Here is a 22,522-nt window from a genome sequence, read left to right on the forward strand (position 1 = left end):
CCGACCGGAACTGTCACCCAATCTTTCCGTCGAGTTCGTCCTCGATATAGGCGCGGATGATCTCGTCGAAATTCTTCTCGGCGACAAAACCCAGTTCCCGCGAGCGGCGCGCCTCGAAGCGCGTCGGCCAGCCTCTGACGATCGCCCAGATCGTTTCGTCGGGCTGCTCGCGGATCCGTTTGACCACCTCGGCGCCGGCTATGCGCGCGAGCGCTTCGATCTGCTCGCCGACCGTGACGGCCACGCCGGGCATGGTGAGATTGCGCCGCGGCCCGACCTTATCGCCATCGATTTCGGCCGCATGGATCAGGAAATTCACCGCCGATCGCGGGCTGGCATGCGTGTGCAGCACCGAGCGCGGCACCGGCAGGATCGCCTCCTGGCCGCTGAGCGGCTCGCGGATAATCCCTGAGAAGAAGCTCGACGCCGCCTTGTTCGGCCTGCCCGGCCGCACGCAGATGGTGGGCAGCCGGATGCCGATGCCGTCGAAGACTCCGCGCCGCGAGTAGTCGGCAAGCAGCGCCTCACTGATCAGCTTCTGCGTGCCGTAGGAGGTGAGCGGCGTCGGATGGAACTCGTCCGGGATGACATCCGGGAACGGCGCGCCGAACACCGCGATCGACGAGGTGAAGACAAGGCGCGGCGCGAAGCCCGCCACCCGCACCGCGTCGAACAAAGCGCGCGTGCCGTCGAGATTGACGCGGTAGCCGAGGTCGAAATTGGCCTCCGCCTCGCCGGAAACGATGCCGGCGAGATGGAAAATCACGTCCGGGCGGGAAGCAACGAGCTTGGCCGTCGCACCGGGCGTGGAAAGATCGCCGGTGTGGATCGAGACATCGACTCCGGCGAGCGTCGGCGCCTGCGGCGGCACGATATCATGCAGATCGAGCGCGGTTATTTTGCGCCCGCGCAGCACACCGTCCTTGGCCAGCCTTGCGATCAGCTTGCGGCCAACCATGCCGGCGGCGCCGGTAATCAGAACTCTCATCTCATAGACCCTTCTTGCGTTGGCTGCGTCCGCGCAGCCACAGGACGACGAACAGCCCCACCATGAAGAGCGCGGCGATGACGACCGCAAGGACCGTCGAGACCTTGCCGGCGGCCAGCATGATGGTCGGCAGGAAATAGGCGGCGAGGCCGAACAGGAGCAGTATCCAGGCCGCGGCGATCGCCGCGTTGCGCGTCTCGCGATCCATCAGGCGCCGTCCCTCGATCCGAAGCTCATCACCGGCTCAGTGATAGTGGCGGCGATCGCGAGGCGCATCATGCGCATGGTCGTGATCATGGTGATGATCGTGCTCGTCATGGCTGTCGGCGCACAGGCCGAACTCGGGCTCCACCGTTGCATGATCGATCCCGTGCTTCGCCGCAAGCCGCTTCTTGATGGCGCTCACCGCAGCATGCGCATCGACGCCGTCATTCAGGCAGGCATGCAGCGTCGCCATGTTGCTGGTGCCGTCGAGCGACCAGACATGCATGTGATGCACCTCCCGCACGCCCTTGACCGCGGCTTCCAGATCCTTGGCGATGAGATCGCGATCGAGGCTTGCCGGCACGCCTTCGAGCAGCACATGGGCGGCCTCGCGCATCAGCGACCACGCCGTCGACAGGATCAGCAGCGCCACTAGCACGGAGAGGATCGGATCGATCGGCGTCCAGCCGGTGGCGAGGATGATGAGGGCCGCAGCGATTGCCGCGGCCGAGCCAAGCAGGTCGCCCAGCACATGCAGTATGGCGCCGCGCATGTTGAGGCTCTCGCGGTCGCCGCCATGCAGCACGAGGAAGGAGGCGACGTTGACCAGCAGGCCGGCGACCGCCACCACCAGCATCGGCCCGCCCAGCACCGGCGCCGGGTGCATCAGCCGCCCCCAGGCCTCGTAGACGATCCAAAGCGCGATGACGAAGATGGCGATGCCGTTGGTGTAGGCGACCAGCGTCTTCACGCGAGCGAAGCCGTAGGTGAGACGCCCGGTAGCCGGACGTCCGGTGAGATGGAAGGCATACCAGGCAAGGCCGAGCGCGATCGCGTCCGCCAGCATATGGCCGGCATCCGCGAGCAGCGCCAGCGAGCCGGTGAGCCAGCCGCCGAGCGCCTCCGCGATCATGAAGCCGGCTGTCAGGCAGCCCGCGACGAGAACGCGCTTCTTGTCGGTCGACCCGTGCACGTCATCGGCGCCGTGGCTGTGGGCGTGTGAGCCGTGATCATGCGCCATCGCGCAACTCCTGCTACGCGCCGGACTCGGCGCGGAAATCCTCGAGCCGTCGCTTTTGGCGGCCCTCGCCATCGAAATTCGCCGGATCGAGCCAGGCCTCATAGGCCTTGCGCAGCGCCGGCCACTCCTTGTCGATGATCGAATACCACGCCGTATCGCGGTTTTCGCCCTTCACCACAAGATGCTGGCGGAAAATGCCTTCGAACTTGAAGCCGAAACGTTCCGCCGCACGTTTCGACGGCTCGTTGCGGTTGTTGCATTTCCATTCGTAGCGGCGATAGCCGAGCTCGTCGAAGGCATATTTGGTAAACAGGAACTGTGCTTCCGTCGCCTGCGGCCTGCGCGAGATCAGCGGCCCCCAATAGATGTTGCCGATCTCGATGACGCCGTTGGCGGCATCAATGCGCATCAGCGTCTGACGTCCGGCGACCTTGCCGCTCGCCTTGTCGATGACGGCGAAGAACAGCGGATCCTCGCTCGCCTCGACTTTGTCCAGCCATGGCTGGAAGGCGGCGCGGTTCTCGGGCGGATAGTCCGGCAACCAGGCGAAGCGGCCTCCGGCATCCGACACCGACGACGCTTCATAGAGCCCGTCGCCGTGCTTTGACGCGCTCAGCGGTTCGAGCCGGACATAGCGGCCTTCCAGCGCCTTGCGTTCGGGGCGCGGGCGTGCCTGCCAATTCTTCAGATTTTCCGACACCGACCGCTCCAATCCGTTTGACTTTTCCTGGCGCACGCTCACAAAAACGCTCGCCCACAGAAAGAACCACAGGGACGGGAAAAATGCTCCACACCATCGCGGCCTTCGATCGTCTCGGCGAGGAAAATGCCTTTGCGGTGCTCGCGCGGGCAACGGCGCTTGCCCATGAGGGCCGCGACATCATCAACCTCGGCATCGGCCAGCCCGACTTCAAGACGCCGCAGCATATCGTCGAGGCGGCGATCAAGGCGCTGCGCGACGGCCACCACGGCTACACGCCTGCCAACGGCCTTTTAGCCACGCGCGAGGCCGTCGTGCGCCGCACGCTGACCACCACTGGGGTCGAAGTATCACCCGAGAGCGTGATGATCCTGCCCGGCGGCAAGCCGACCATGTTCGCCGCGATCCTGATGTTCGGCGAGCCGGGGGCGGAGATTCTTTATCCCGATCCCGGCTTTCCGATTTATCGCTCGATGATCGAGTTCACGGGTGCTGCTCCAATCCCGGTGCCGATCCGCGAGGAGAACGGCTTCGCCTTCTCGGCGGAAGAGACGCTGGCGCTCATCACGCCGAAGACGAGGCTGCTGATCCTAAACTCGCCCGCCAATCCGACCGGCGGCGTGACCGCGCGGGACGAGATCGCCAAACTCGTGAAGGGCTTGGAGAAGCACCCTGAGGTCGCGATCCTCTCCGACGAAATCTACGATGTCATGACCTATGGCGGCGAGACCCACTGCTCGCTGCTCAACTTTCCGGAACTCCGCGACAGGCTGATCGTGCTCAACGGCTGGTCCAAGACCTGGGCGATGACCGGCTGGCGCATGGGCTGGTCGATCTGGCCAAACGGCGAAAAGGGCGCCTATCTCTACGACAAGGTGCGCAAGCTTGCGGTCAACTGCTGGTCCTGCGTCAACGCGCCGAGCCAGTATGCCGGCATCGCCGCGATAGACGGCCCGCAGGACGATGTCGAAAAGATGATGCTCGCCTTCGACAACCGCAGGAAGATCGTGGTCGAAGGGCTGAACGCGCTCCCCGGCATTTCCTGCATCACGCCGAAGGGCGCCTTCTACGCCTTCCCCAATGTTTCGAAGACCGGCTGGAAGGCCAAGAAGCTTGCCTCGGCGCTGTTGGAGGATGCCGGCGTCGCGCTGATCGGCGGCCCCGATTTCGGCGTGCTCGGCGAAGGCTATGTCCGGCTTTCCTACGCCAATTCCGAGGAGAACATATTACGAGCGCTGGAGCGGATCGAAGTGTTCTTGACGAAATAGAAGCCGCAGCCCCTCATCCGCGGCCGACGAACGGCATCTTCGTCGCCATCACCGTCATGAACAGCACATTGGCGTCGAGCGGCAAGCTCGCCATGTGAAGCACCGCGTCGGCGACGCGCTGGACATCCATCACCGCTTCGGCGGCGATGGAGCCGTTGGCCTGCGGCACGCCGACGGTCATCGCCTGCGCCATCTCGGTCAATGCGTTGCCAATGTCGATCTGGCCGCAGGCAATGTCATAGGGCCGGCCGTCGAGCGCCAGGGTCTTGGTCAGGCCGGTGATGGCATGCTTGGTCGCCGTGTAGGGCGCTGAGCCCGGCCGCGGTGCATAGGCCGACACCGAGCCATTGTTGATGATGCGCCCACCCATCGGCTTTTGCCGGCGCATGACGCCGAAGGCGGCACGGGCGCATAGGAACGAGCCGGTCAGGTTGACGCCGACGACATCGTTCCAGACCTCGACCGGGATCTCGTCGATCAGCGTCGACTTGTAGCCCATGCCGGCATTGTTGAAGAGCAGGTCGACGCGCCCGAACGCCTCCACCACTGTCTCGAACATGTCGTCGACTTCGCCGGCCTTGCTGATGTCGCATGCAACGGCAAGCGCCCTGGCGCTGGTCTTCCCGGCCTCGGCGATCGCCTCCTCGAGCAGCGTCTTGCGGCGGCCGCAGAACACGGTGTTCCAGCCTGCCTTGAGCAGCGTGGTGGCGACGCTCTTGCCGATGCCGGTGCCGGCGCCGGTTACGATGGCTGTTTTCTCTGTCATGGCGGTCATCGTCCTCGCTCCCCGTCACTGCTGGAAGAAGACGTGGCATCGCAAATGACGGAGGGCGTGGCAAGCGGCTATTGTCGGCAAGAAAGCGGAGCCGACAAAAAGGGCGGTCATTGGCGACCGCCCCTCATCTGAACCGCGCTTGGGAGGAGGATAAGCCGGTCCGACTGGTTAGAATGATGCGCTTGCTGGGTTAACGAAAGATTAACGGCCAGCAGCACGTCCGATGCGCGTTTACCAATCGGCAATTTGCTGGCGCGGATCGGGCACGGTTCAAGCCGGCGCCTTCGCCGCCGAGACCGTCGCCTCGACATGGTCGACCAGCGCGTCCGGCAGGCCGAGGCGGCCGGCTAGCAGGTCGAGATAGCCGCGCTCCGTGCGGGTGTCGGGATCGATGGTAAGGCGCGAGGCGGTGTAGAGCTCAACTTTCTGCGCATCGGTCTTGGCGCCGGTGATCAGGACGTCGAGATCGAGCGGGCGTTCAAGCTCATCCAGCAGAAATTTTTCCGCTTCGGCACCGATGCCGGCGAGCTTGAGCTTGTCGGCGATTTTCTGCCGCTCCTCGTCATCGACATGACCGTCCGCCTTGGCTGCGGAGATCATCGCCCGCACCAGGGTCAGCGTGAATTCGGCCTCGCCCTGCGGCGCCTGCGAGGGATGGAAGGCGGTGTCCTTGGGCGGCGGCAGCAACTCGGGCTCGCCGGCCACGGGTTCTTGTGCCGGCACATTGCCGGCCTTGTAGTTCTGGTAGGCCTTGTAGGCGAGGCCGCCAATGGCTGCCAGGCCGCCGAGCTTCATGGCAGCGCCCGTCACCTGTCGACCGGGGCCGGTGCCGAGCAACACCGCCGCCAGCGCGCCGGCGGCGAGCGGATTGTCCTTCGCCATCTGCACCGCCTGCCCCGCCTTGTCGCGAACGGTCGATCCCGTGCCGGGAATTTGCGAGCCGAAAAGGTCGTCGAGCAGCTTCTTGGGGTCGAGCATCAATGCCTCCAGAATTGGCCCGGCCGAATGCGCCCGGGCGGGGTTTCGGATCGGCAAGACGTAGGCCCCGCGCATTGACATTACAATGAACGGGCGGATGATTTGACGAAACCTGGGCTGCTCAGCTTCCGATGTGGCGCTTGGCGCCCCGCGCATGCGCGAGTTCCACCTGGCGATGGCGCTCGGCGTAGCGCGCGCGGTCCTCGTCCGAGCGCGCTTCGAAGCAATGCGGGCATGAGACGCCGACCGTATATTTCGGCGAGAGCCGGTCCTCGACGGTGAGCGGATGGCGGCAGGCGCGGCAGAGTTCGGCTTCGCCCTCGGCCAGGCCATGCGACACCGATACCCGCTCGTCGAAGACGAAGCATTCGCCCTGCCACAGGCTCTCTTCGGCCGGCACCTCTTCGAGATATTTCAGGATGCCGCCCTTAAGGTGGAAGACCTGCCTGAAGCCCAGCGACTTCACGTAAGCGGTCGCCTTCTCGCAGCGAATGCCGCCGGTGCAGAACATCGCCACCTTGCGGCCTTCGAGCTCCTCGCGGTGCTCTTCGACCCAGCCCGGGAACTCGCGAAAGCTGGCGGTCTTGGGATCGACCGCGCCCTTGAAGGTGCCGATCGAAACCTCGTAGGCGTTGCGCGTGTCGATGACCAACGTGTCGGCGTCCGAGATCAGCGCGTTCCAATCGGCCGGCGCGACATAGGTGCCGGCGCTGCTCGCCGGATCGAGATTGTCGACGCCCATCGTGACGATCTCGCGCTTCAGCCGCACCTTCATGCGGTGGAACGGCATCTCGGCGGCGGTGCTGTATTTCACTTCCAGGCCGGCAAGCGCTTCGATCGCCTCCAGGTGATCGATAAGCGCGGCGATCGCTGCCTCGCTGCCGGCGACCGTGCCGTTGATGCCCTCATGCGCCAAAAGCAGCGTGCCCTTGATGCCGCGTCCGCAGCAGAAGGCGGCAAGCGGCGCGCGCAGCGCTTGGTAATTGTCGAGCCACGCAAACTTGTAGAGCGCGCCAACGCGGACCGGCTGAATTTCCTTGTTTGTTGTCATGCCCATGCCACTAGACCGTGCTGAAAGCCGTTTCAAGGCGGAGCGGACGGGCCGCGTGACATTGCGACACGCCCGCCTTCGTGGACTCGGAATACCCCTTCTGCTAATCGGTTGAAATCGACCGAAACGGAGAGACAAGCCAATGACCAGCAAGACCGAAAAGCTTCTGTCGCTCCTCAACGGCCAGCCGGTCATCCCGGTGCTCAAGATCGCCAATGTCGCCGACGCCGTGCCGCTCGCTCGCGCTCTGTCGCGCGGCGGCTTGAGGGCGATCGAGATCACGCTGCGCACCGCCGATGCGCTGGAAGCGATCCGCCGCGTCGCGGCCGAAGTCGAGGATGCGGTTGTCGGTGCCGGCACCATTCTCGATGCCAAGCAGTTCGACGAGGCGGCACGCGCCGGCTCGAAATTCATCGTCAGCCCCGGCATTACGAGCCAGCTTCTCGACGCGGCCAAGGACAGCCCCGTGCCGCTGCTGCCCGGCGCCATCACCCCCGGGGAGATCATGGCTGCGCGCGAAGCCGGCCTGCGCTTCCTGAAATTCTTCCCGGCCGAACAGTCGGGCGGCATCGCATCGCTGAAGGCCTTCGCCTCGCCGCTCGCCGACGTGAAATTCTGCCCGACCGGCGGCATAACGGCCAAGAACGCCGCCGACTATCTGAGCCTCCCCAACGTCATCTGCGTCGGCGGCTCGTGGGTGGCGCCCGACGAATTCATCAAGGCCGGCAAATGGGATGAGATCGAAGCCCTGGCGCGCGAGGCGAGCAAGCTCGCCTAACGCAATTCCAGGAAGAGTGGGCACCGGTTCTTCCGTCCGGATCGTGTAAAGAACAACCTGGAGCGGTTCAGCGGTCTATCAAACGCTGAACCGCTCCAGGGCTGGACATGCGGTCAGTGGCAGACCTTGACCTTCTCGACGACCTTGCGGTGGTGAACCCAATGGGTGACCACCTTGGTTCTGCAGTGATGCTTGCCGGTCTTGACGATAACGGTTTCGGCCTGCGTTGGAGCCACGGCAGCCGATGTCGCGGCCAGAGCGAGAACTGACGCCAATAGAATCTTCTTCATGAATATCCCCAGTTTGGAACGAACGCATCCTAACCCGAAAAAGCGCGGCCCGTTCCGGTCTCACGAGAAGTTTAAGCGTGCGTGATGGCATGCCGGTGCGGGCCGAAAACCAGCCGCCGGCTGGTTCCCGCTCATGGATTCGAACCACGATTCACGCCTTCAAAGGGCGCTGTCCTACCGTTAGACGAAGCGGGAAAAGACTACGCGGGAAACCCGCGCCGTTCAAACTATGCTGCCGTGATAAAAGCAAAAGCCGCGCTGTTGTTCAACGCGGCTGTTGCGGCACTGGCAGGCTCGTTATTTCGTCTGGAAGCGGGCGACCGAAAGGAACTTCACCGCGTTGCCGGTGAACCGGCTGGCGTCCGGCAATTGCGCATCCGTCTGGAAGCCGGCCGTGTAGACCTCGCTCGGCGGCGTGTGCACGATATTGTAGGCATAGCGCGGTGCCGTGGTCGGATCGGAAACGGTGGCGATGTTGTCGCCGCTGCCCAGCGCCCAGCGCGCTGCCTGCGGCGGCGTTGCCACCACCATTGCCTTCGGGCCGGGCTTCAGGTCGTTGGCGGACGCCCTGGCCTCCTTGCGCGTCGTCTTCACGCCGGCGCCGATCGCCTGCGCCGGATCGGTGCCGGCGGGGCGTGCGGCAATGGCTTGACGCGGCGAAGCTGCATCGAGACCCGACGGATCGTTGAATGCCGAGCGTGGCTCCGGCGCAGTCAGCGAAGCGACTTCGTATTCGGCCCCACTCGAGCCGGCCACGGTGGTCGCGCTGGCCTGCTCGAGCACCGCTTTGATCTCATCCGGCTTGCCCGTGTCGGGCCGCGCGGTCGGCAGCACCGAGAAGGCATCGGTCGCGCTCTTGTCCTGCGAGGCGGTTTCCGCCAGCGCCAGAAGCACGCCCTTGTCCTTGGGCGCAAGTTCCCTCGGCAGATCGGGCCGCCTCGTCGGCAGCGGAACATTGTTGAACGCCCCCTGCGCGGGATCGGCTGCGGCCTGCGCCGCGCCGGCGGCCATGCCGAACGGTACGTTGGCCGGAGCATGCGCCGTCGCCACCGCCTGCTCAGCCGTGGCCGAGGCGTCCGCCACGGCGAACGGCACGTTTTCAGCCGTCTGCTGGCCGACATCGGCCTTGGGCCTCGGCGCGAAGGCGGGCAGAGGAACCTCCTTCGGCGGCAGCGCGGCAATGATGGTTTCGGGCGTGTCCTGCTGCGGTTGCGAATCGTCCGAGCTGTCATCGGCGATCTGCGGGATGTTGGCGCGCTTGGCATCCTGCGGCGACACGATCGCGATGCCCGGCAGGCTGCCGCTGTTGCCGCTCTTGGCGGCCGCCACCTGCTTCACAGCTTTCGGCTGGGGTGCGGGTTGGGCGCTCGCGACATCGGCGCTGTCGTCGGCCTCGTCGTCGCCGCCGCCGAACCAGGCCGCAAACAGTCCGCCGGACCGCTTGGTCGAGCCGCCGGCGCTGGCCAGCTCGATATTGGGGGTGCCGGCGCCCTTGCGCGCCTTGTAGGCGGCCAGAGCCTGCTCATAGCCAGGCAGCGGCCGGCCGTCGCTCGGCACGTGCAGCGTCTTGCCGTTCGGAAACAGGCTGACCAGTTCCTGACGGCTGATACCCGGCCAGTGGCGGACATTACCGACATCCATGTGGACGAACGGAGAACCGGAATTCGGATAGTAGCCGACGCCGCCGCCCTGCATCTTGAGGCCGATGTTGCGCAGCTTCTTCAGCGGCACGCCGGGGATGTAGAAGTCCATCGCCTTGCCAAGCATGTGCTGGCTTTTCTCGGCGACACCGCGGCTGCGGCTGCGCAGCATCGAATTGGTAGATGGCGAGCGATAGCCGCAGACGACCTGGATGTAGTCGGTCGCTCCGCTCTGCCGGTAGGCCTCCCACACCAGATCGAGCAGCCGCGGATCCATCTTGGTCGGCTCGTTGCGGCGCCAGTCGCGCAGGATGATGTTGATCTTGCGCAGGCCTTCGGGAACGTAGCGGCCGTTACGCTTGTAGACGATCTCGGCCTTTTCGTGTGTGTGCAGGTGATAGAGCTTCAGCGAACGGACTTCGGCTTTCGCGCCGGAGGCGGCTGCCGAAAGGAACCCTACGGCCAAAATCATAAACGTCAGCCACCGTGGCCAGACGCTCATGTGAAAATGCCGCCCGTTCGTGTGTCGTTCGACTTGGTTCAAATCAAAAGGCCTTGCAGGCTGCCGTTTGTCCCCGGATTTGCCCAAACGGATGCGTGGTTCTCACATCCGAATATCGATCCTAATGGTTAATCATCGCTTATTGGAGCCGAAATGCGGTAACACCGTGGCGATATCCCGTCAAAAATGATGCACCACGTTTCGTGGTAAATCGCTCGTTTAGATCGAGAATTCGGCTTTGGCCCAAACACAATCTGTTACCGATTGCGTTAAATGCGTGATCGCGAAACACGCAAGCGACTGAAAAAGCGCCTTCAGAAACGAAAAAGCGACGATTTAAGTCGGAATATAAACCGGTAGGCTGGGCTGGGCTTGCGTCTCAAGAGGCAAGTCGATCAAGCCGACCCGCTTCGGGGTCAATGCCATATTCCTTCAACTTGCGGTAGAGCGTAGAACGCCCGATGCCGAGGCGGCGCGCCACCTCGCTCATCTGGCCGTTATAGTGGTCGATCGCAAGCTTGATCATCTCGAACTCGACATCGGCCAGCGCCCGCACATTGCCGCGCTCGTCCAAGGCCCTCAGCGTGCCGAATCGCGGCTGCAGCCGCGCCCGCGCCTCGGCCTCGTGCGAACCTGCCGCCGCTCCATTGGAGACGGCCTGATCGCCCGGCTGCGGCTCGTCCGCGACCGGTGCCACGGCAGTCGCAGGCTCAGCATCGAGCTTCACCGTCCCTTCGACCTGCGCGCGAATCTGTGGGAATTCCTCTTCGGTCAGCAATTCGCCTTCGGCGAGCACCGACGCCCTGAACACCGCATTTTCCAGCTGGCGGATGTTGCCCGGCCAATCGTAGGCCTGCAGCATCGCCAGCGCTTTGGCCGATATGCCGGTGAGACGATGACGCGGATCGGCCGGCGCCACCTTCTCCATGAAATGCCTGACCAGATGGGGGATGTCCTCGCGCCGGTCGCGCAGCGGCGGCACGAAGATCGGATAGACGTTCAGGCGATAAAATAGGTCCTCGCGGAATTTGCCGTCCTTGACCTGCTGCAAAAGATTCCGATGCGTCGCCGAGATCAGCCGGATGTCGACCTTGACGGTCGAACGGCCGCCGACCGGGTCGACCTCGCCCTCCTGCACGGCGCGCAGCAGCTTGACCTGAACGTCGAGCGGCAGGTCGCCGATCTCGTCCAGGAACAGCGTGCCCGAATGCGCCTCGACGAATTTGCCGGTGTGCTTGTCCGTGGCGCCGGTGAAGGAACCCTTCTCATGGCCGAACAGGATCGATTCCACCAGATTGTCGGGGATGGCGCCGCAATTGACGGTGACGAAGGGTTTCGAGCGGCGGTCGCCGCTGCCCTGGATGGCGCGCGCCACCAACTCCTTGCCCACGCCCGATTCACCCTCGATTAGGATCGGAATGTTGGAGGCCGCCGCCTTCTGGCCGAGCCGGATCACCCGGTCCATCGCCGGGCTGCGGGTGATCAGATCCTTGAAGGTGAGATGGCCGCCGCGACGCCGCGAAGTGCGCTTCACCTCGTCCTCGACCGCTTCGACCTTCAAAGCATTGGAAATCGAGGTCTGCAGCCGGTCGGGCGAGGCCGGCTTGACGACGAAATCGAAAGCGCCGTGGCGCATGGCCGAGACAACGGTTTCGATGCCGCCCTGCGCGGTCTGCACGATGACCGGGAGATTGATGGCGCGCTCGCGCATCGCCTTCAGCACGCCGATGCCGTCGAGACCGGGCATGACCAGGTCGAGGATGACGACCGACACATCGCGCGCCTTCGGTCCGTCCAGCACATCGAGACCGGCCTCGCCGCCGTCGGTGACGATGGCGCTGTGGCCGAATTTCGTCACCGCCGCCTCGAGCAGCCTGCGCTGCACGGGATCGTCATCGACTATGAGTACGGAACCTGTCATGACTCTTTGAATTATCCGCCCGATAAATCCCCATGGATCATCTTGGCACAGGGTTCTAAATAAGGTTTCAAAAAACCCGGTGAACGAATTCCTTAGGATTTGACCGGCTTCTCCTTTCCCGTTGATTCGAAGAAGGTATTGTCGATGCGCATGATGTTTGGTCAGCGGCTTGCGGCGACGGCATATGGCCAGGCCGCGGCGGAGCTCGGCGATCTGCCGGAGTGGAATCTCGCCGATCTCTATTCCGGCATGGAAGCGCCGGAGCTGAAGCGTGACATCGCCCGGGCGGCAAGCGACGCCATTGCCTTCGAGGTCCGTTGGAAGGGCACGTTGGCCGCCGAAGCCGAGCGTGGCGCCGCCGGCCGGCTCGGCGAGGCGCTGAAGACCTACGAGGCGCTGGAGGAACTGATCGGCCGCATCGTCTCCTATGCCGGGCTTGTCTATGCCGGCAACACCGCCGATCCGCAGCGCGCCAAGCTCTATGGCGACATCCAGGAGAAGATGACGGATGCCAGCGCGCATCTTTTGTTCTTCGCGCTGGAGCTCAACCTGATCGACGACTCGGTGATCGAAGCAGCACTCGCGGCCGACCTGGCCTTCGCCCACTATCGCCCATGGGTGCTCGACCTCAGGAAGGACAAGCCGTACCAGCTCGAGGATCGGGTCGAGCAGTTGTTCCACGAGAAGTCGGTCACCGGACGCGGCGCCTGGAACCGCCTGTTCGACGAGACGATGACCGACCTGCGTTTCGACGTCGACGGCGAGGAGCTGACGCTGGAGCCGGCGCTGAACCGACTGCAGGACGCGGATGGCGAAGTGCGCCGCCGTGCCTCCGAGGCACTCGCCGCGACTTTCCGCAAGAACCTGCGCACCTTCACGCTCATCACCAACACGCTGGCTAAGGACAAGGAAATTTCCGACCGCTGGCGCGGCTTCGAGGACATCGCCGATTCACGCCATCTCGCCAACCGCGTCGAACGCGGCGTGGTCGATGCTTTGGCCGCGGCCGTGCGCGAAGCCTATCCGCGCCTGTCGCACCGCTACTATCAGATGAAGGCGCGCTGGCTCGGCACGGACGTCATGAACCACTGGGACCGCAACGCGCCGCTGCCCGAGACCCCGCAATCGGTGATCCGCTGGGACGACGCCAGGGACACGGTGCTGTCAGCCTATCAGCGTTTCTCGCCGAAGATGGCGGAAATCGCGCGGACCTTCTTCGACCGCAAATGGATCGATGCGCCGGTCAGGCCGGGCAAATCGCCCGGCGCCTTCGCCCACCCGACCGTGCCTTCGGCGCATCCCTACGTGCTCCTCAACTACATGGGCAAGCCGCGCGATGTGATGACGCTGGCGCATGAGCTGGGCCACGGCGTTCACCAGGTGCTGGCCGCCGGCCAGGGCGCGCTGATGGCGTCCACCCCGCTGACGCTGGCCGAGACCGCCTCCGTCTTCGGAGAGATGCTGACCTTCCGCTCGCTGCTCGACCAGACCTCCGACAAGCGCGAGCGCAAGGCCATGCTCGCCCAGAAGGTCGAGGACATGATCAATACCGTCGTGCGCCAGATCGCCTTCTACGAGTTCGAGCGCAAGGTGCATGCCGAGCGCCGCAACGGCGAGCTGACCTCGGACAGGCTGGGCCAGTTCTGGCTTGAGGTGCAGGCTGAAAGCCTGGGGCCGGCGATCAAGTTGCGCGATGGCTACGAGGTCTTCTGGACTTATATCCCGCACTTCATCCACTCGCCCTTCTACGTCTACGCCTATGCCTTCGGCGACTGCCTGGTCAACTCGCTCTACGCCGTCTACCAGAACGCCGAGCGCGGCTTTCAGGAGAAGTATTTCGAGATGCTGCGCGCCGGCGGCACCAAGCATCATTCGGAACTGCTGGCGCCCTTCGGCCTCGACGCCACGGATCCGGCCTTCTGGCAGATCGGCCTGGGTGTGATCGGCGCGCTGATCGACGAGCTGGAGGCGCTCGACAAATGACGGGTGCTCGCCTGGCGGCATAGACCGGGAACAGTTTGGCCGGAACGCATACTTGTGCTGTTCTTGAATAACTCTGCCCGCACTTTTCAATTAGCTTTGCGCAGGCCGTGTGCTAGCGTAGACCCCAAGCTCAACCGGACGCGACAGCAAGGCCGGAGGCGGCCCTAGCGTTGCTTCAGCGAGAGCGATAGCGGCCGTCGGGCCGCAGCCGGAGGAGGGCCAGCCGCCAGCGATTGGAGGGGCGGTTCCGCCCAGCGCGCGGAACGATTGACGATCCCTGCGGCAAGGCCGCCGTTTGCGACCGCGGCCCGATCGGACTGGAGAGGGAAATGAGCACTTTCTTCTATATGCTCCTGGCGTTCGTTGTCGGTGTCCTGGTTGGCTGGTTCATCTGGGGCCGCCTGCGTGGCGAGCTCGACAGCCTGCGCGGCGAACTCGGTCGCGCCAAGAGCGAACGCGACCGGTTTAGCGCCGATACCTACCGCCTGAGCGGCGAGCTCGACGCATGCGGCCGCAGCCGCGCCGATCTCGAACGCAAGCTGCGCGAAGCGCCGACCTCTTCCGCCAAGGCGGGAGCCGACAAAGCCTCCGCGCCGGCGCCTGCGGCCCTGATATCGACCCCGACCCCAGCCAAATCCCCATCGGCCAGACCGTCAGCGGCAAAATCGGCTTCGACCAAATCCGCCGCGGCCAAGCCGGCAGCGGCAAAAACGGCCGCCGCGGCGCCAAAGAAGGCGCCGGCTCCGAAGAAAGCCGCCGCCCCGAAGGCGACCACCGGCAAGGCGGACAATCTGCGCCGCCTGATCGGCATCGGCCCGGTCAATGAAAAGCTGCTCAAGGCGCAGGGCGTCACGTCCTATGCCCAGATCGCCGCTTGGACCGATGCCGACGTCAAGCGCGTCGAGGAGGTGCTCAATTTCGACGGCCGCATCGCGCGCGAGAAATGGATCGAGCAGGCGAAACTGCTGGCCGCGGGCGACGAGGCCGAATTCGCTAGCCGGTTCCCCACGGCGGCGACCTCGAACAACAACTGATCTCGCTGTGCCTTCCCAGCGCAGGCGGCGTCCATTGGGCGCCGTTTTTGCTTTGGACCAGATGCCTTTACGCCCTCCGACGCCGTTCTCTCGATTGCGCCTCGCCGCGCCCCCATATAGAGCGATCGACTTAATCGACCCCGTCCAAGGCTTATGTCCCTGCCCTCAGCAATATTCCGCAATGACGAGACCGGCCACCAGCTCGTCTTTGACGGGCCGCATGAGGTCATCACGGCGCGAACCGCGGACGAATTCACGCCGGCGCTGGAAGCGGCACAGGCCGCCTCCGACGCGGGCAAATGGCTGGCAGGCTATTTCTCCTATGAGGCAGGCTACCTGCTGGAGCCGAAACTGGTGCCGTTGCTGCCAGAGGGCCGCCGCGCGCCGCTGATCTGTCTCGGTGTCTTCGATGCGCCGCTCGAACAGGCTGTGCCGCGGAATGAAGGCCCCGCCAGCAACGGACCGATCTTCGACGCCCGCGCATCCTGGTCCGCCGAGGACTACGCCGTCCGCTTCGCGCGCCTCCACCACCATATTCGCCAGGGCGACTGTTATCAGGGCAATCTGACCTTTCCGGTCCATGCGCAATGGTCGGGCGATCCGCTTGCCGCCTTCGAGGCGCTGACCGGGCGCCAGCCAGTGAAATACGGCGCGCTGATCTCGTTCGGCGATCCGATCGTGCTGTCGCGCTCGCCGGAACTCTTCTTCGAGATCGACGCCGACGGTATGATCGAGACGCACCCGATGAAGGGCACGGCGCCGCGCGGCGCCACCAAGGCCGAGGACGCGCGGCTGAAGGCGTTCCTGCGCAACGACGAGAAGAACCAGGCCGAGAACCGGATGATCGTCGATCTCCTGCGCAACGACATCTCGCTGATCAGCGAGGTCGGCACGCTGGAAGTGCCGGAGCTGTTCCGCATCGAGACCTACCCGACGGTGCACCAGATGGTGAGCCGGGTGCGGGCGAAGCTCCTGCCGGATATCGGTATTCGCCAAGTCTTCGCAGCGCTCTTTCCCTGCGGCTCGATCACCGGCGCGCCGAAGATCCGCGCCATGGAGATACTGCACGATCTGGAGGGCGTGCCGCGCGACGTCTATTGCGGCGCCATCGGCTGGGTCGCGCCCGGCGGCACGATGCGGTTCTCGGTGGCGATCCGCACCATCTCGCTCTTTGCCGACGGCGAGGCTGTCTACAATGTCGGCGGCGGCGTGGTCTTCGATTCCACCGCCGAGGAGGAGTACCGGGAGTGTCTTCTGAAAGCGCGCTTCGCGACGGGAACCGTCCCGACTTCGAGCTGATCGAGACCATGCGTTGGGAGCCGGGGTCCGGCTTCCTGCGCTTCGAGCGCCACCTTGCGCGGCTTTATGCCTCGGCCGCGGAGCTCGGCTTTGCCTGCGATCCGCATCGGATCGGCGAAGTGCTGACGAGCGCGGTCGGGGGACAGCAGGGCATCCTGCGTACCCGCCTCGCCCTGCAGCGCAATGGCGAGGCGACCGCATCCGTGCAGCCCTATGAGCCGCTCGTCGCCGACAAGGTCTGGCGGCTGCAAATGGCCCGGGTCAGGCTTGATTCCGCCGACATGCTGCTGCGCCACAAGACCAGCCGGCGACATCTGTACACGCGTGCCCGCGCCGAATATCTCGTCACCCAGGCCGACGAGGTGCTGCTGGCCAATGAGCGCGGAGAAATCTGCGAAGGCACGATCACCAATCTGTTCGCCGATTTCGGCGGCGGGGTGCTGGTGACGCCCCGGCTTGATTGCGGCCTGCTGCCTGGAGTATTGCGCGGCGAGCTTCTGGACGAAGGCCGCGCCGCGGAAGCGATCTACACCTTCGACGATCTGAAGTCGGCGCAGGCGATCTTCGTCGGCAACTCACTGCGCGGATTGATCCCGGCGCAACTCGGCTGATTGAGGCTGGGAGACATCAACTGGATAGCACCAGGCACGCATGACCATTCGCCAACCGACCCATACGCCCTATGACGGGTCCTCAAAGCTCTTCACCATCGGCCTGAAGCCGCTCGAGCTCAACCGCTGGATCGAGGTCGATCATTTCCTTCTGCCCCATCTCGCCGAGAAGCGGCGGCTTTACGCGGAGATCCCGGAAAAGATTTTTGTCGAGGAGGAAGAGACTCGCGATGCACAGCAAGAAGTGTTCGACCTTCTCGCCGGCTATCTTCCGGCAAAACATCCCGAGACCCACCGAGGTGCCGGCTCGGATGTCGAGGTCGTGGGCCTCGAAAGCGCGAGCAACGCGCTGCCGCCCGAATTGAACAAGGCGCCTCTCGCCCACGCGTCCCTGCTGGTGCAGGAAGACCTGATTATCATGCGCCGCGGCGATAACGGCTGGCGGCTCGCCGCCGGCTCGCTCTGCTTTCCGTCATCCTGGTCGCTCCAGGAGAAATTCGGCAAGCCGCTGCAACAGATCCACGCGCCCGTGCCCGGCTTCGGCCCCGGCACGCGGCCTGCCGACCTCATCAACCGCATGTTCGACGGCCTGCAGGGCCAAGCGGTCGAGCGCTTCAACTGGTCGATCCAGGCGGGCGACGCGCTCTATCATCCGCTTTCCAACGGGGAGCGCATCGACCGTGCCACGAACCGTCCGACGCGTTTTTCGGATGGTGACATCAACGCCCATGCCTTCATTCGCGTCGAGCGTCAGACCTTGCGCAAGCTGCCGGTGTCGCGCGACATCCTTTTCACCATTCGCATCCATCTCGACCCGCTGGCGGTGCTTGCCCGTCACCCCGACAAGGTCGCGCTTGCGGCCTCCTTCGCCGACCAGCTGAATGCTCTCGATCAGGCGCAGCTCGACTACAAGGGTTTGAGCGCGGACCGCGACCGGCTGGTTTCGTACCTCGCCGGCATGGCCATGGTGGCTTAACCAAACCGCCAGGCCGGTTTGGCCGTCGGTTGGCGGTTTTCGCTGGTTTGTGGCAATGATCTGTGATGTAGGGCTACCGGCGAAAAATGCCGGACTTTCCCATGTTTGAAGGAGTATACGAAAAAATGGCGAATGAGAACTGGCCCGTTTACGGTGAAATCACCGGCCCTGTCGTGATGATCGGCTTCGGCTCGATCGGGCGGGGAACGCTGCCGCTGATCGAACGCCATTTCAAGTTCGACAAGTCGCGCATGGTGGTCATCGACCCGCGCGACAGCGACCGCATGCTGCTCGACGAGCGCGGCATCGCCTTCGTTCAGGACGCGGTGACCAGGAAGAACTACAAGAAGCTTCTGACCCCGCTTCTCACCAATGGCAGCGGTCAGGGCATGTGCGTCAACCTGTCGGTCGACACCTCCTCGCTCGAGTTGATGAAGCTCTGCCGCAAGCTCGGCGTGCTCTATATCGATACGGTGGTCGAGCCGTGGCTCGGCTTCTATTTCGACGACAAGGCCGACAATGCCTCGCGCACCAATTACGCGCTGCGCGAGAGCGTGCGCCAGGAGAAGGAGAAGGCTCCCGGCGGCACTACGGCGATCTCCTGCTGCGGCGCCAATCCTGGCATGGTCTCCTGGTTCGTCAAGCAGGCACTGGTCAACCTCGCCAACGATCTCGGGCTCGAGTTTGTGGTCCCGCCGGAGCACGACCGCGAGGGCTGGGCGAAGCTGATGAAGAAGGCCGGAGTCAAGGGCATCCACATCGCCGAGCGCGATACCCAGCGCACCAAGAAGCCGAAGCCGATGGACGTATTCTGGAACACCTGGTCGGTCGAGGGCTTCATCTCGGAAGGCCTGCAGCCGGCCGAGCTCGGCTGGGGCACGCATGAGACCTGGACGCCGAAGAACGGCAAGAAGCACAAGCACGGCTCGCAAGCGGCGATCTATCTGGAGCAGGCGGGCGCCAACACGCGCGTGCGCTCCTGGTGCCCGACGCCCGGCCCGCAATATGGCTTCCTGGTGACCCACAACGAGGCGATCTCGATCGCCGACTTCTTCACCGTGCGCGGCAAGAAGGGCAAGGTTCAGTATCGCCCGACCTGCCATTATGCCTATCACCCCTGCAACGATGCCGTGCTGTCGCTGCACGAGATGTTCGGCGCCGCCGGCAAGGCGCAACCGGTGCATCACGTGCTCGACGAGAACGAGCTGGTCGACGGCGTCGACGAGCTCGGCGTGCTGCTCTACGGCCATGCCAAGAACGCCTATTGGTACGGCTCACAGCTGTCGCTGGCCGAGGCGCGCAAGCTGGCGCCTTACCAGAACGCCACCGGCCTGCAGGTCACCTCGGCGGTGCTCGCCGGCATGGTCTGGGCGTTGGAAAATCCGATGGCCGGCATCGTGGAGGCCGACGAGATGGACTACCGGCGCTGCCTGGAAGTGCAGCTTCCCTATCTCGGGCCGGTCAGGGGCTACTACACCGACTGGACGCCGCTTGATAATCGCCCGGGGCTTTTCCCCGAGGATCTGGACAAGGACGATCCGTGGCAGTTCCGCAACATCCTGGTGCGATAGCAGCCAAGCCTACCCGCGTCTCCACCTTGCAATCGCCCGGAAATCGGGCGATTGAAGACGGGCGGCCTAGAGAAACGGGCGTTCCTTCGGACGCACAAAGTACTCTAGCACTTTGAATGCACGCATCGTGCTTTTCCGAAGATCGGAGATCGGTTTTCGGGCCGACGCGAGAGGAGAGGATTCTAAATGACCATTGCGCGCAAATTGCTTTCGGCAGGCGCCGCGGCAAGCCTTCTGGCCGCGGCCGCCTGCACCACCACCGGCCCTTCGGAGCCGATCGCAGCGGCGCCCAAGGGCGTCGAGGGCAACTGGATCGACGCCAAGGGCACCGGCCTCTCGACTTTCGCGGCCGGCAGCTTCACCACCGTCGCGACCGATACCGGCCAGAAGCTGTCCGAGGGCAGCTACATCATGACCGGCGCGACCTCGGTCGAGATCCACGGCACCTCGCTGATCCGCCAGACGCCGGTTAGCTTCAACTGCCTGATGGTCTCTACCAGCCAGCTCAACTGCACCAGCTCCAGTGGTCAGAATTTCGTGCTGACGCGCCGGGCCTGAGCTCAGGCAGAGATCGACTTTGTTGAGGATGGCGGCGCGAGCCGCCGTCCTTTTTTGTGCCGGCAAACCTCCTCCCGATTCCGCTTGCATCGGCCAAAACGCGATGTGAACATGACCCGAAGCTGACTGTTACCTTCCAGCTAAGCGAGGGCTTTAAGCACTTCAAGTCAGCTCATCCGGGAGACGAGAATGAAGAAATTTGCCGCCATTGCCGCCCTTTCCGCATCAGCACTTGGCCTCTCGGCCGGAGCGTCTTTTGCCGACTACACGCTGAACATCCTGCATTTCAACGATTGGCATAGCCGCATCGAAGGCAACAACAAATACGAGTCGACATGTTCCGCGGAGGAGGAGACCAAAGGCGAGTGCATTGGCGGCGCTGGCCGGCTGGTCACTGCGATCGCGCAGGAGCGCAAGAAGCTCGAAGGTCAGAACGTGCTGCTGCTCAATGCAGGCGACAGCTTCCAGGGATCGCTGTTCTACATCACCTACAAGGGAGCAGCGGAGGAGGAATTCCTCAATCAGCTCAAGCCCGACGCGGTGACGCTGGGCAATCATGAGTTCGACGACGGCGAAAGCGCGCTTGTGCCTTATCTCGACAAGGCGAAGTTCCCGGTGGTCAGCGCCAACGTCGTGCCCAACGACAAGTCCGGCGCCCACGGCAAGATCAAGCCGTCCATCGTGGTCGAGGTCGGCGGCCAGAAGATCGGCATCGTCGGCGCCGTCACCAACGACACGCCGGAACTGGCCTCGCCCGGCCCCAACATTGCCATCGCGGACGACGTCAAGTCGATCACCGCCGAGGTCGAGAAACTGAAGGCGCAGGGCATCAACAAGATCATCGCCGTCACCCATATCGGCTACAACCGCGAGCGCGACGTCATCGCGAAAATCCCCGGCGTCGACGTGGTGGTCGGCGGCCACAGCCACACGCTTTTGTCGAACACCGATCCGAAGGCGGCAGGCCCCTACCCGACGATGGTCGACAACCCCGACGGCTACAAGGTGCCGGTGGTGCAGGCGGCGTCCTATTCGAAATATCTCGGTGAATTCAAGGTCGTGTTCGACGACAACGGCGTCGTCAAGTCGGCCAGCGGCGACCCGATCTTTCTCGACAAGTCGATCACGCCCGATCCGGCGGTGCTCGCCCGCATCAAGGAGCTTGGCGCGCCCATCGAGGCGCTGAAGAACAAGGAAGTGGCGGAGACCACCAAGCCGATCGATGGCAGTCGTGAAAGCTGCCGCACCCGCGAATGCGAAATGGGCAATCTCGTCTCCGACGCCGTCCTCGATCGGGTCAAGGGCCAGGGCGTCGAGATCGTAATCTCGAATGGCGGCGGACTGCGGGCCTCGATCGACCAGGGCACCGTGACCATGGGCGTAGTGCTGACGGTGCTGCCTTTCCAGAACACGCTGGCGACCTTCAAGATCTCCGGCAAGGATCTGGTCGCCGGTCTCGAAAGCGGCGTCAGCCAGGTCGAGGACGGCGCCGGCCGCTTCCCGCAGGTGGCCGGCTTGAAATATGCCTTCGACAAGTCGGTCGCGCCCAATGCCGGCCGCGTCAAATCGGTCGAGGTGATGGAGAACGGCGCCTGGGTGCCGATCAATCCGGACAAGCAGTATCTCGTCGCCACCAACAACTACGTCCGCCAGGGCGGCGACGGCTACAAGGTCTTCGCCGAAAAGGCTACGGACGCCTATGACTACGGCCCGGGCCTGGAGCAGGTGGTGGCCGACTATCTCGGCGCGCACCGCCCCTATACACCGAAGCTCGACGGCCGCATCACCGAGATCGGCGCCATGACAGCGGCCGCGGAGCCGGCAAAACCTGCCGAGACCGCCACGACGCCGCCTGCCGCCCAACCCGCGAAACCGGCCGAGACGGCGCCGGCGGCCACCGAGCCTGCCATGCCGGCTTTGCCGTCCAGTTCCGGCGACATCTCCGGGACGCCGCCGGCCGTTCCGGCCGAGACGGCACCGGCAACGTCGGAGACAGCAAAACCTGCCGAGACTGCGCCGGCGACCGCCGCCCCTGCGACCGAATCCGCCAAGCCGGCCGAAACAGCGCCCGCCGAGGCCAAGCCGGCCGCGACCGGCCCGGAGGCCAGCCCGGAGGCCAGCCCGGAGACCAGCCATGTGATCGCCGCGGGCGACACGTATTGGGATCTGGCCAAGAAAAACTATGGCGACGGCAGCAAATGGAAGCTGATCTCCGAGGCAAACAAGGACTACAGGCCGCGCCGTCTGCCGCTCGGAGCAACGCTGACAATTCCGCCGGCCGCAAAGTAACCTTTCGCCGGAAATTCATGGCACCCGTCCGGAAGACCGGACGGGTGTTCCGGTTTCAGACGCAAACGCGGTAAGGTGCGTCCAG

The 22,522-nt window shown here is 64.3% G+C and carries 20 protein-coding genes and 1 tRNA gene; 10 read left to right on the forward strand and 11 right to left on the reverse strand.

All coding sequences use genetic code 11. The features are described 5' to 3' along the window. Positions 1-13: 13 nt before the first annotated feature. The 4 genes from denD to P9230_RS07950 are packed head-to-tail and all read right to left on the reverse strand — an operon-like array spanning position 14 to position 2,913. The gene (gene denD / locus P9230_RS07935; RefSeq protein WP_095800464.1) at positions 14-988 is read right to left on the reverse strand and encodes a D-erythronate dehydrogenase; all 975 of its coding nucleotides are present in this window, start codon (positions 986-988) and stop codon (positions 14-16) included. 1 nt (position 989) lies between these two features. Further along, the gene (locus P9230_RS07940) at positions 990-1,196 is read right to left on the reverse strand and encodes a hypothetical protein (protein WP_095777137.1); all 207 of its coding nucleotides are present in this window, start codon (positions 1,194-1,196) and stop codon (positions 990-992) included. Positions 1,197-1,232: 36 nt separating this feature from the next. Next, positions 1,233-2,213 carry a cation diffusion facilitator family transporter gene (locus tag P9230_RS07945; RefSeq protein WP_095800465.1) on the reverse strand — a complete coding sequence of 327 codons (981 nt, stop codon included), beginning with the start codon at positions 2,211-2,213 and terminating at the stop codon, positions 1,233-1,235. A 13-nt stretch (positions 2,214-2,226) separates the two neighbouring features. After that, complete coding sequence (locus P9230_RS07950) at positions 2,227-2,913, reverse strand: GNAT family protein (RefSeq protein WP_095800642.1); 687 nt, start codon at positions 2,911-2,913, stop codon at positions 2,227-2,229. An 83-nt stretch (positions 2,914-2,996) separates the two neighbouring features. Between P9230_RS07950 and P9230_RS07955 the strand changes: the two genes are divergently transcribed. After that, positions 2,997-4,181 carry a pyridoxal phosphate-dependent aminotransferase gene (locus P9230_RS07955; protein ID WP_278118226.1) on the forward strand — a complete coding sequence of 395 codons (1,185 nt, stop codon included), beginning with the start codon at positions 2,997-2,999 and terminating at the stop codon, positions 4,179-4,181. A 13-nt stretch (positions 4,182-4,194) separates the two neighbouring features. Here the strand turns inward: P9230_RS07955 and P9230_RS07960 are convergent, their stop codons facing one another. The 3 genes from P9230_RS07960 to P9230_RS07970 all read right to left on the reverse strand — a co-directional run bounded on the left by P9230_RS07960 (position 4,195) and on the right by P9230_RS07970 (position 6,985). Further along, positions 4,195-4,947: an SDR family oxidoreductase gene (locus tag P9230_RS07960; RefSeq protein ID WP_082953977.1), complete on the reverse strand. Its 753-nt coding sequence runs from the start codon at positions 4,945-4,947 to the stop codon at positions 4,195-4,197. A gap of 279 nt (positions 4,948-5,226) precedes the next feature. Continuing rightward, the gene (locus P9230_RS07965) at positions 5,227-5,934 is read right to left on the reverse strand and encodes a tellurite resistance TerB family protein (protein ID WP_067002750.1); all 708 of its coding nucleotides are present in this window, start codon (positions 5,932-5,934) and stop codon (positions 5,227-5,229) included. A gap of 121 nt (positions 5,935-6,055) precedes the next feature. After that, a complete protein-coding gene (locus tag P9230_RS07970) occupies positions 6,056-6,985 on the reverse strand; it encodes a rhodanese-related sulfurtransferase (RefSeq protein WP_278118228.1) in 930 nt (309 codons plus the stop codon). A gap of 142 nt (positions 6,986-7,127) precedes the next feature. On the opposite strand from P9230_RS07970, the gene P9230_RS07975 reads away from it, so the two are divergent. Further along, the gene (locus tag P9230_RS07975) at positions 7,128-7,763 is read left to right on the forward strand and encodes a 2-dehydro-3-deoxy-phosphogluconate aldolase (RefSeq protein WP_127215583.1); all 636 of its coding nucleotides are present in this window, start codon (positions 7,128-7,130) and stop codon (positions 7,761-7,763) included. A gap of 113 nt (positions 7,764-7,876) precedes the next feature. On the opposite strand, the gene P9230_RS07980 is transcribed toward P9230_RS07975, so the two are convergent. The 4 genes from P9230_RS07980 to P9230_RS07995 all read right to left on the reverse strand — a co-directional run bounded on the left by P9230_RS07980 (position 7,877) and on the right by P9230_RS07995 (position 12,116). Next, positions 7,877-8,053, reverse strand: a complete 177-nt coding sequence (locus P9230_RS07980; protein ID WP_278118230.1) for a hypothetical protein — start codon at positions 8,051-8,053, stop codon at positions 7,877-7,879. A 121-nt stretch (positions 8,054-8,174) separates the two neighbouring features. Then, positions 8,175-8,248 (reverse strand) — tRNA-Gln (locus P9230_RS07985). A 102-nt stretch (positions 8,249-8,350) separates the two neighbouring features. Then, positions 8,351-10,165, reverse strand: coding sequence for a DUF882 domain-containing protein (locus P9230_RS07990; protein WP_278118232.1), 1,815 nt, complete (start codon positions 10,163-10,165; stop codon positions 8,351-8,353). A gap of 409 nt (positions 10,166-10,574) precedes the next feature. Next, complete coding sequence (locus P9230_RS07995; protein WP_127324715.1) at positions 10,575-12,116, reverse strand: sigma-54 dependent transcriptional regulator; 1,542 nt, start codon at positions 12,114-12,116, stop codon at positions 10,575-10,577. A 144-nt stretch (positions 12,117-12,260) separates the two neighbouring features. Between P9230_RS07995 and P9230_RS08000 the strand changes: the two genes are divergently transcribed. The 8 genes from P9230_RS08000 (at position 12,261) to P9230_RS08035 (ending at position 22,437) form a co-directional block, all read left to right on the forward strand. Next, positions 12,261-14,099: a M3 family oligoendopeptidase gene (locus tag P9230_RS08000; protein WP_278118234.1), complete on the forward strand. Its 1,839-nt coding sequence runs from the start codon at positions 12,261-12,263 to the stop codon at positions 14,097-14,099. A 329-nt stretch (positions 14,100-14,428) separates the two neighbouring features. Then, the gene (locus tag P9230_RS08005; RefSeq protein ID WP_278118236.1) at positions 14,429-15,133 is read left to right on the forward strand and encodes a proton-conducting membrane transporter; all 705 of its coding nucleotides are present in this window, start codon (positions 14,429-14,431) and stop codon (positions 15,131-15,133) included. Positions 15,134-15,286: 153 nt separating this feature from the next. Further along, positions 15,287-16,432, forward strand: coding sequence for an aminodeoxychorismate synthase component I (locus tag P9230_RS08010; RefSeq protein WP_095800471.1), 1,146 nt, complete (start codon positions 15,287-15,289; stop codon positions 16,430-16,432). Continuing rightward, positions 16,381-17,043 carry an aminotransferase class IV family protein gene (locus tag P9230_RS08015; RefSeq protein ID WP_278118238.1) on the forward strand — a complete coding sequence of 221 codons (663 nt, stop codon included), beginning with the start codon at positions 16,381-16,383 and terminating at the stop codon, positions 17,041-17,043. Before P9230_RS08010 ends, P9230_RS08015 begins: the two co-directional genes overlap by 52 nt. Before the next feature lie 40 nt (positions 17,044-17,083). Continuing rightward, entirely contained in the window at positions 17,084-18,019 is a 936-nt protein-coding gene (locus tag P9230_RS08020; RefSeq protein WP_095823420.1) for a DUF3445 domain-containing protein, read from the forward strand. Between the two features lie 125 nt (positions 18,020-18,144). Further along, on the forward strand, positions 18,145-19,590 hold the full coding sequence (locus tag P9230_RS08025) for a homospermidine synthase (RefSeq protein WP_095823421.1): 1,446 nt from the start codon (positions 18,145-18,147) through the stop codon (positions 19,588-19,590). 186 nt (positions 19,591-19,776) lie between these two features. Beyond that, positions 19,777-20,148, forward strand: coding sequence for a hypothetical protein (locus P9230_RS08030; protein WP_278118240.1), 372 nt, complete (start codon positions 19,777-19,779; stop codon positions 20,146-20,148). 189 nt (positions 20,149-20,337) lie between these two features. Continuing rightward, entirely contained in the window at positions 20,338-22,437 is a 2,100-nt protein-coding gene (locus P9230_RS08035) for a 5'-nucleotidase C-terminal domain-containing protein (RefSeq protein ID WP_278118242.1), read from the forward strand. Positions 22,438-22,522 lie beyond the last annotated feature (85 nt).

This window comes from Mesorhizobium sp. WSM4887 (assembly GCF_029625865.1).
In the GTDB taxonomy this organism is placed as follows: domain Bacteria; phylum Pseudomonadota; class Alphaproteobacteria; order Rhizobiales; family Rhizobiaceae; genus Mesorhizobium.

Coding starts and splice junctions, on each gene's coding strand:
- denD (WP_095800464.1), bottom strand. CDS start 988: ATGAGAGTTCTGATTACCGGCGCCGCCGGCATGGTTGGCCGCAAGCTG.
- P9230_RS07940 (WP_095777137.1), bottom strand. CDS start 1,196: ATGGATCGCGAGACGCGCAACGCGGCGATCGCCGCGGCCTGGATACTG.
- P9230_RS07945 (WP_095800465.1), bottom strand. CDS start 2,213: ATGGCGCATGATCACGGCTCACACGCCCACAGCCACGGCGCCGATGAC.
- P9230_RS07955 (WP_278118226.1), top strand. CDS start 2,997: ATGCTCCACACCATCGCGGCCTTCGATCGTCTCGGCGAGGAAAATGCC.
- P9230_RS07960 (WP_082953977.1), bottom strand. CDS start 4,947: ATGACAGAGAAAACAGCCATCGTAACCGGCGCCGGCACCGGCATCGGC.
- P9230_RS07965 (WP_067002750.1), bottom strand. CDS start 5,934: ATGCTCGACCCCAAGAAGCTGCTCGACGACCTTTTCGGCTCGCAAATT.
- P9230_RS07970 (WP_278118228.1), bottom strand. CDS start 6,985: ATGACAACAAACAAGGAAATTCAGCCGGTCCGCGTTGGCGCGCTCTAC.
- P9230_RS07975 (WP_127215583.1), top strand. CDS start 7,128: ATGACCAGCAAGACCGAAAAGCTTCTGTCGCTCCTCAACGGCCAGCCG.
- P9230_RS07980 (WP_278118230.1), bottom strand. CDS start 8,053: ATGAAGAAGATTCTATTGGCGTCAGTTCTCGCTCTGGCCGCGACATCG.
- P9230_RS07990 (WP_278118232.1), bottom strand. CDS start 10,165: ATGATTTTGGCCGTAGGGTTCCTTTCGGCAGCCGCCTCCGGCGCGAAA.
- P9230_RS07995 (WP_127324715.1), bottom strand. CDS start 12,116: ATGACAGGTTCCGTACTCATAGTCGATGACGATCCCGTGCAGCGCAGG.
- P9230_RS08000 (WP_278118234.1), top strand. CDS start 12,261: ATGCGCATGATGTTTGGTCAGCGGCTTGCGGCGACGGCATATGGCCAG.
- P9230_RS08005 (WP_278118236.1), top strand. CDS start 14,429: ATGAGCACTTTCTTCTATATGCTCCTGGCGTTCGTTGTCGGTGTCCTG.
- P9230_RS08010 (WP_095800471.1), top strand. CDS start 15,287: ATGTCCCTGCCCTCAGCAATATTCCGCAATGACGAGACCGGCCACCAG.
- P9230_RS08020 (WP_095823420.1), top strand. CDS start 17,084: ATGACCATTCGCCAACCGACCCATACGCCCTATGACGGGTCCTCAAAG.
- P9230_RS08025 (WP_095823421.1), top strand. CDS start 18,145: ATGGCGAATGAGAACTGGCCCGTTTACGGTGAAATCACCGGCCCTGTC.
- P9230_RS08030 (WP_278118240.1), top strand. CDS start 19,777: ATGACCATTGCGCGCAAATTGCTTTCGGCAGGCGCCGCGGCAAGCCTT.
- P9230_RS08035 (WP_278118242.1), top strand. CDS start 20,338: ATGAAGAAATTTGCCGCCATTGCCGCCCTTTCCGCATCAGCACTTGGC.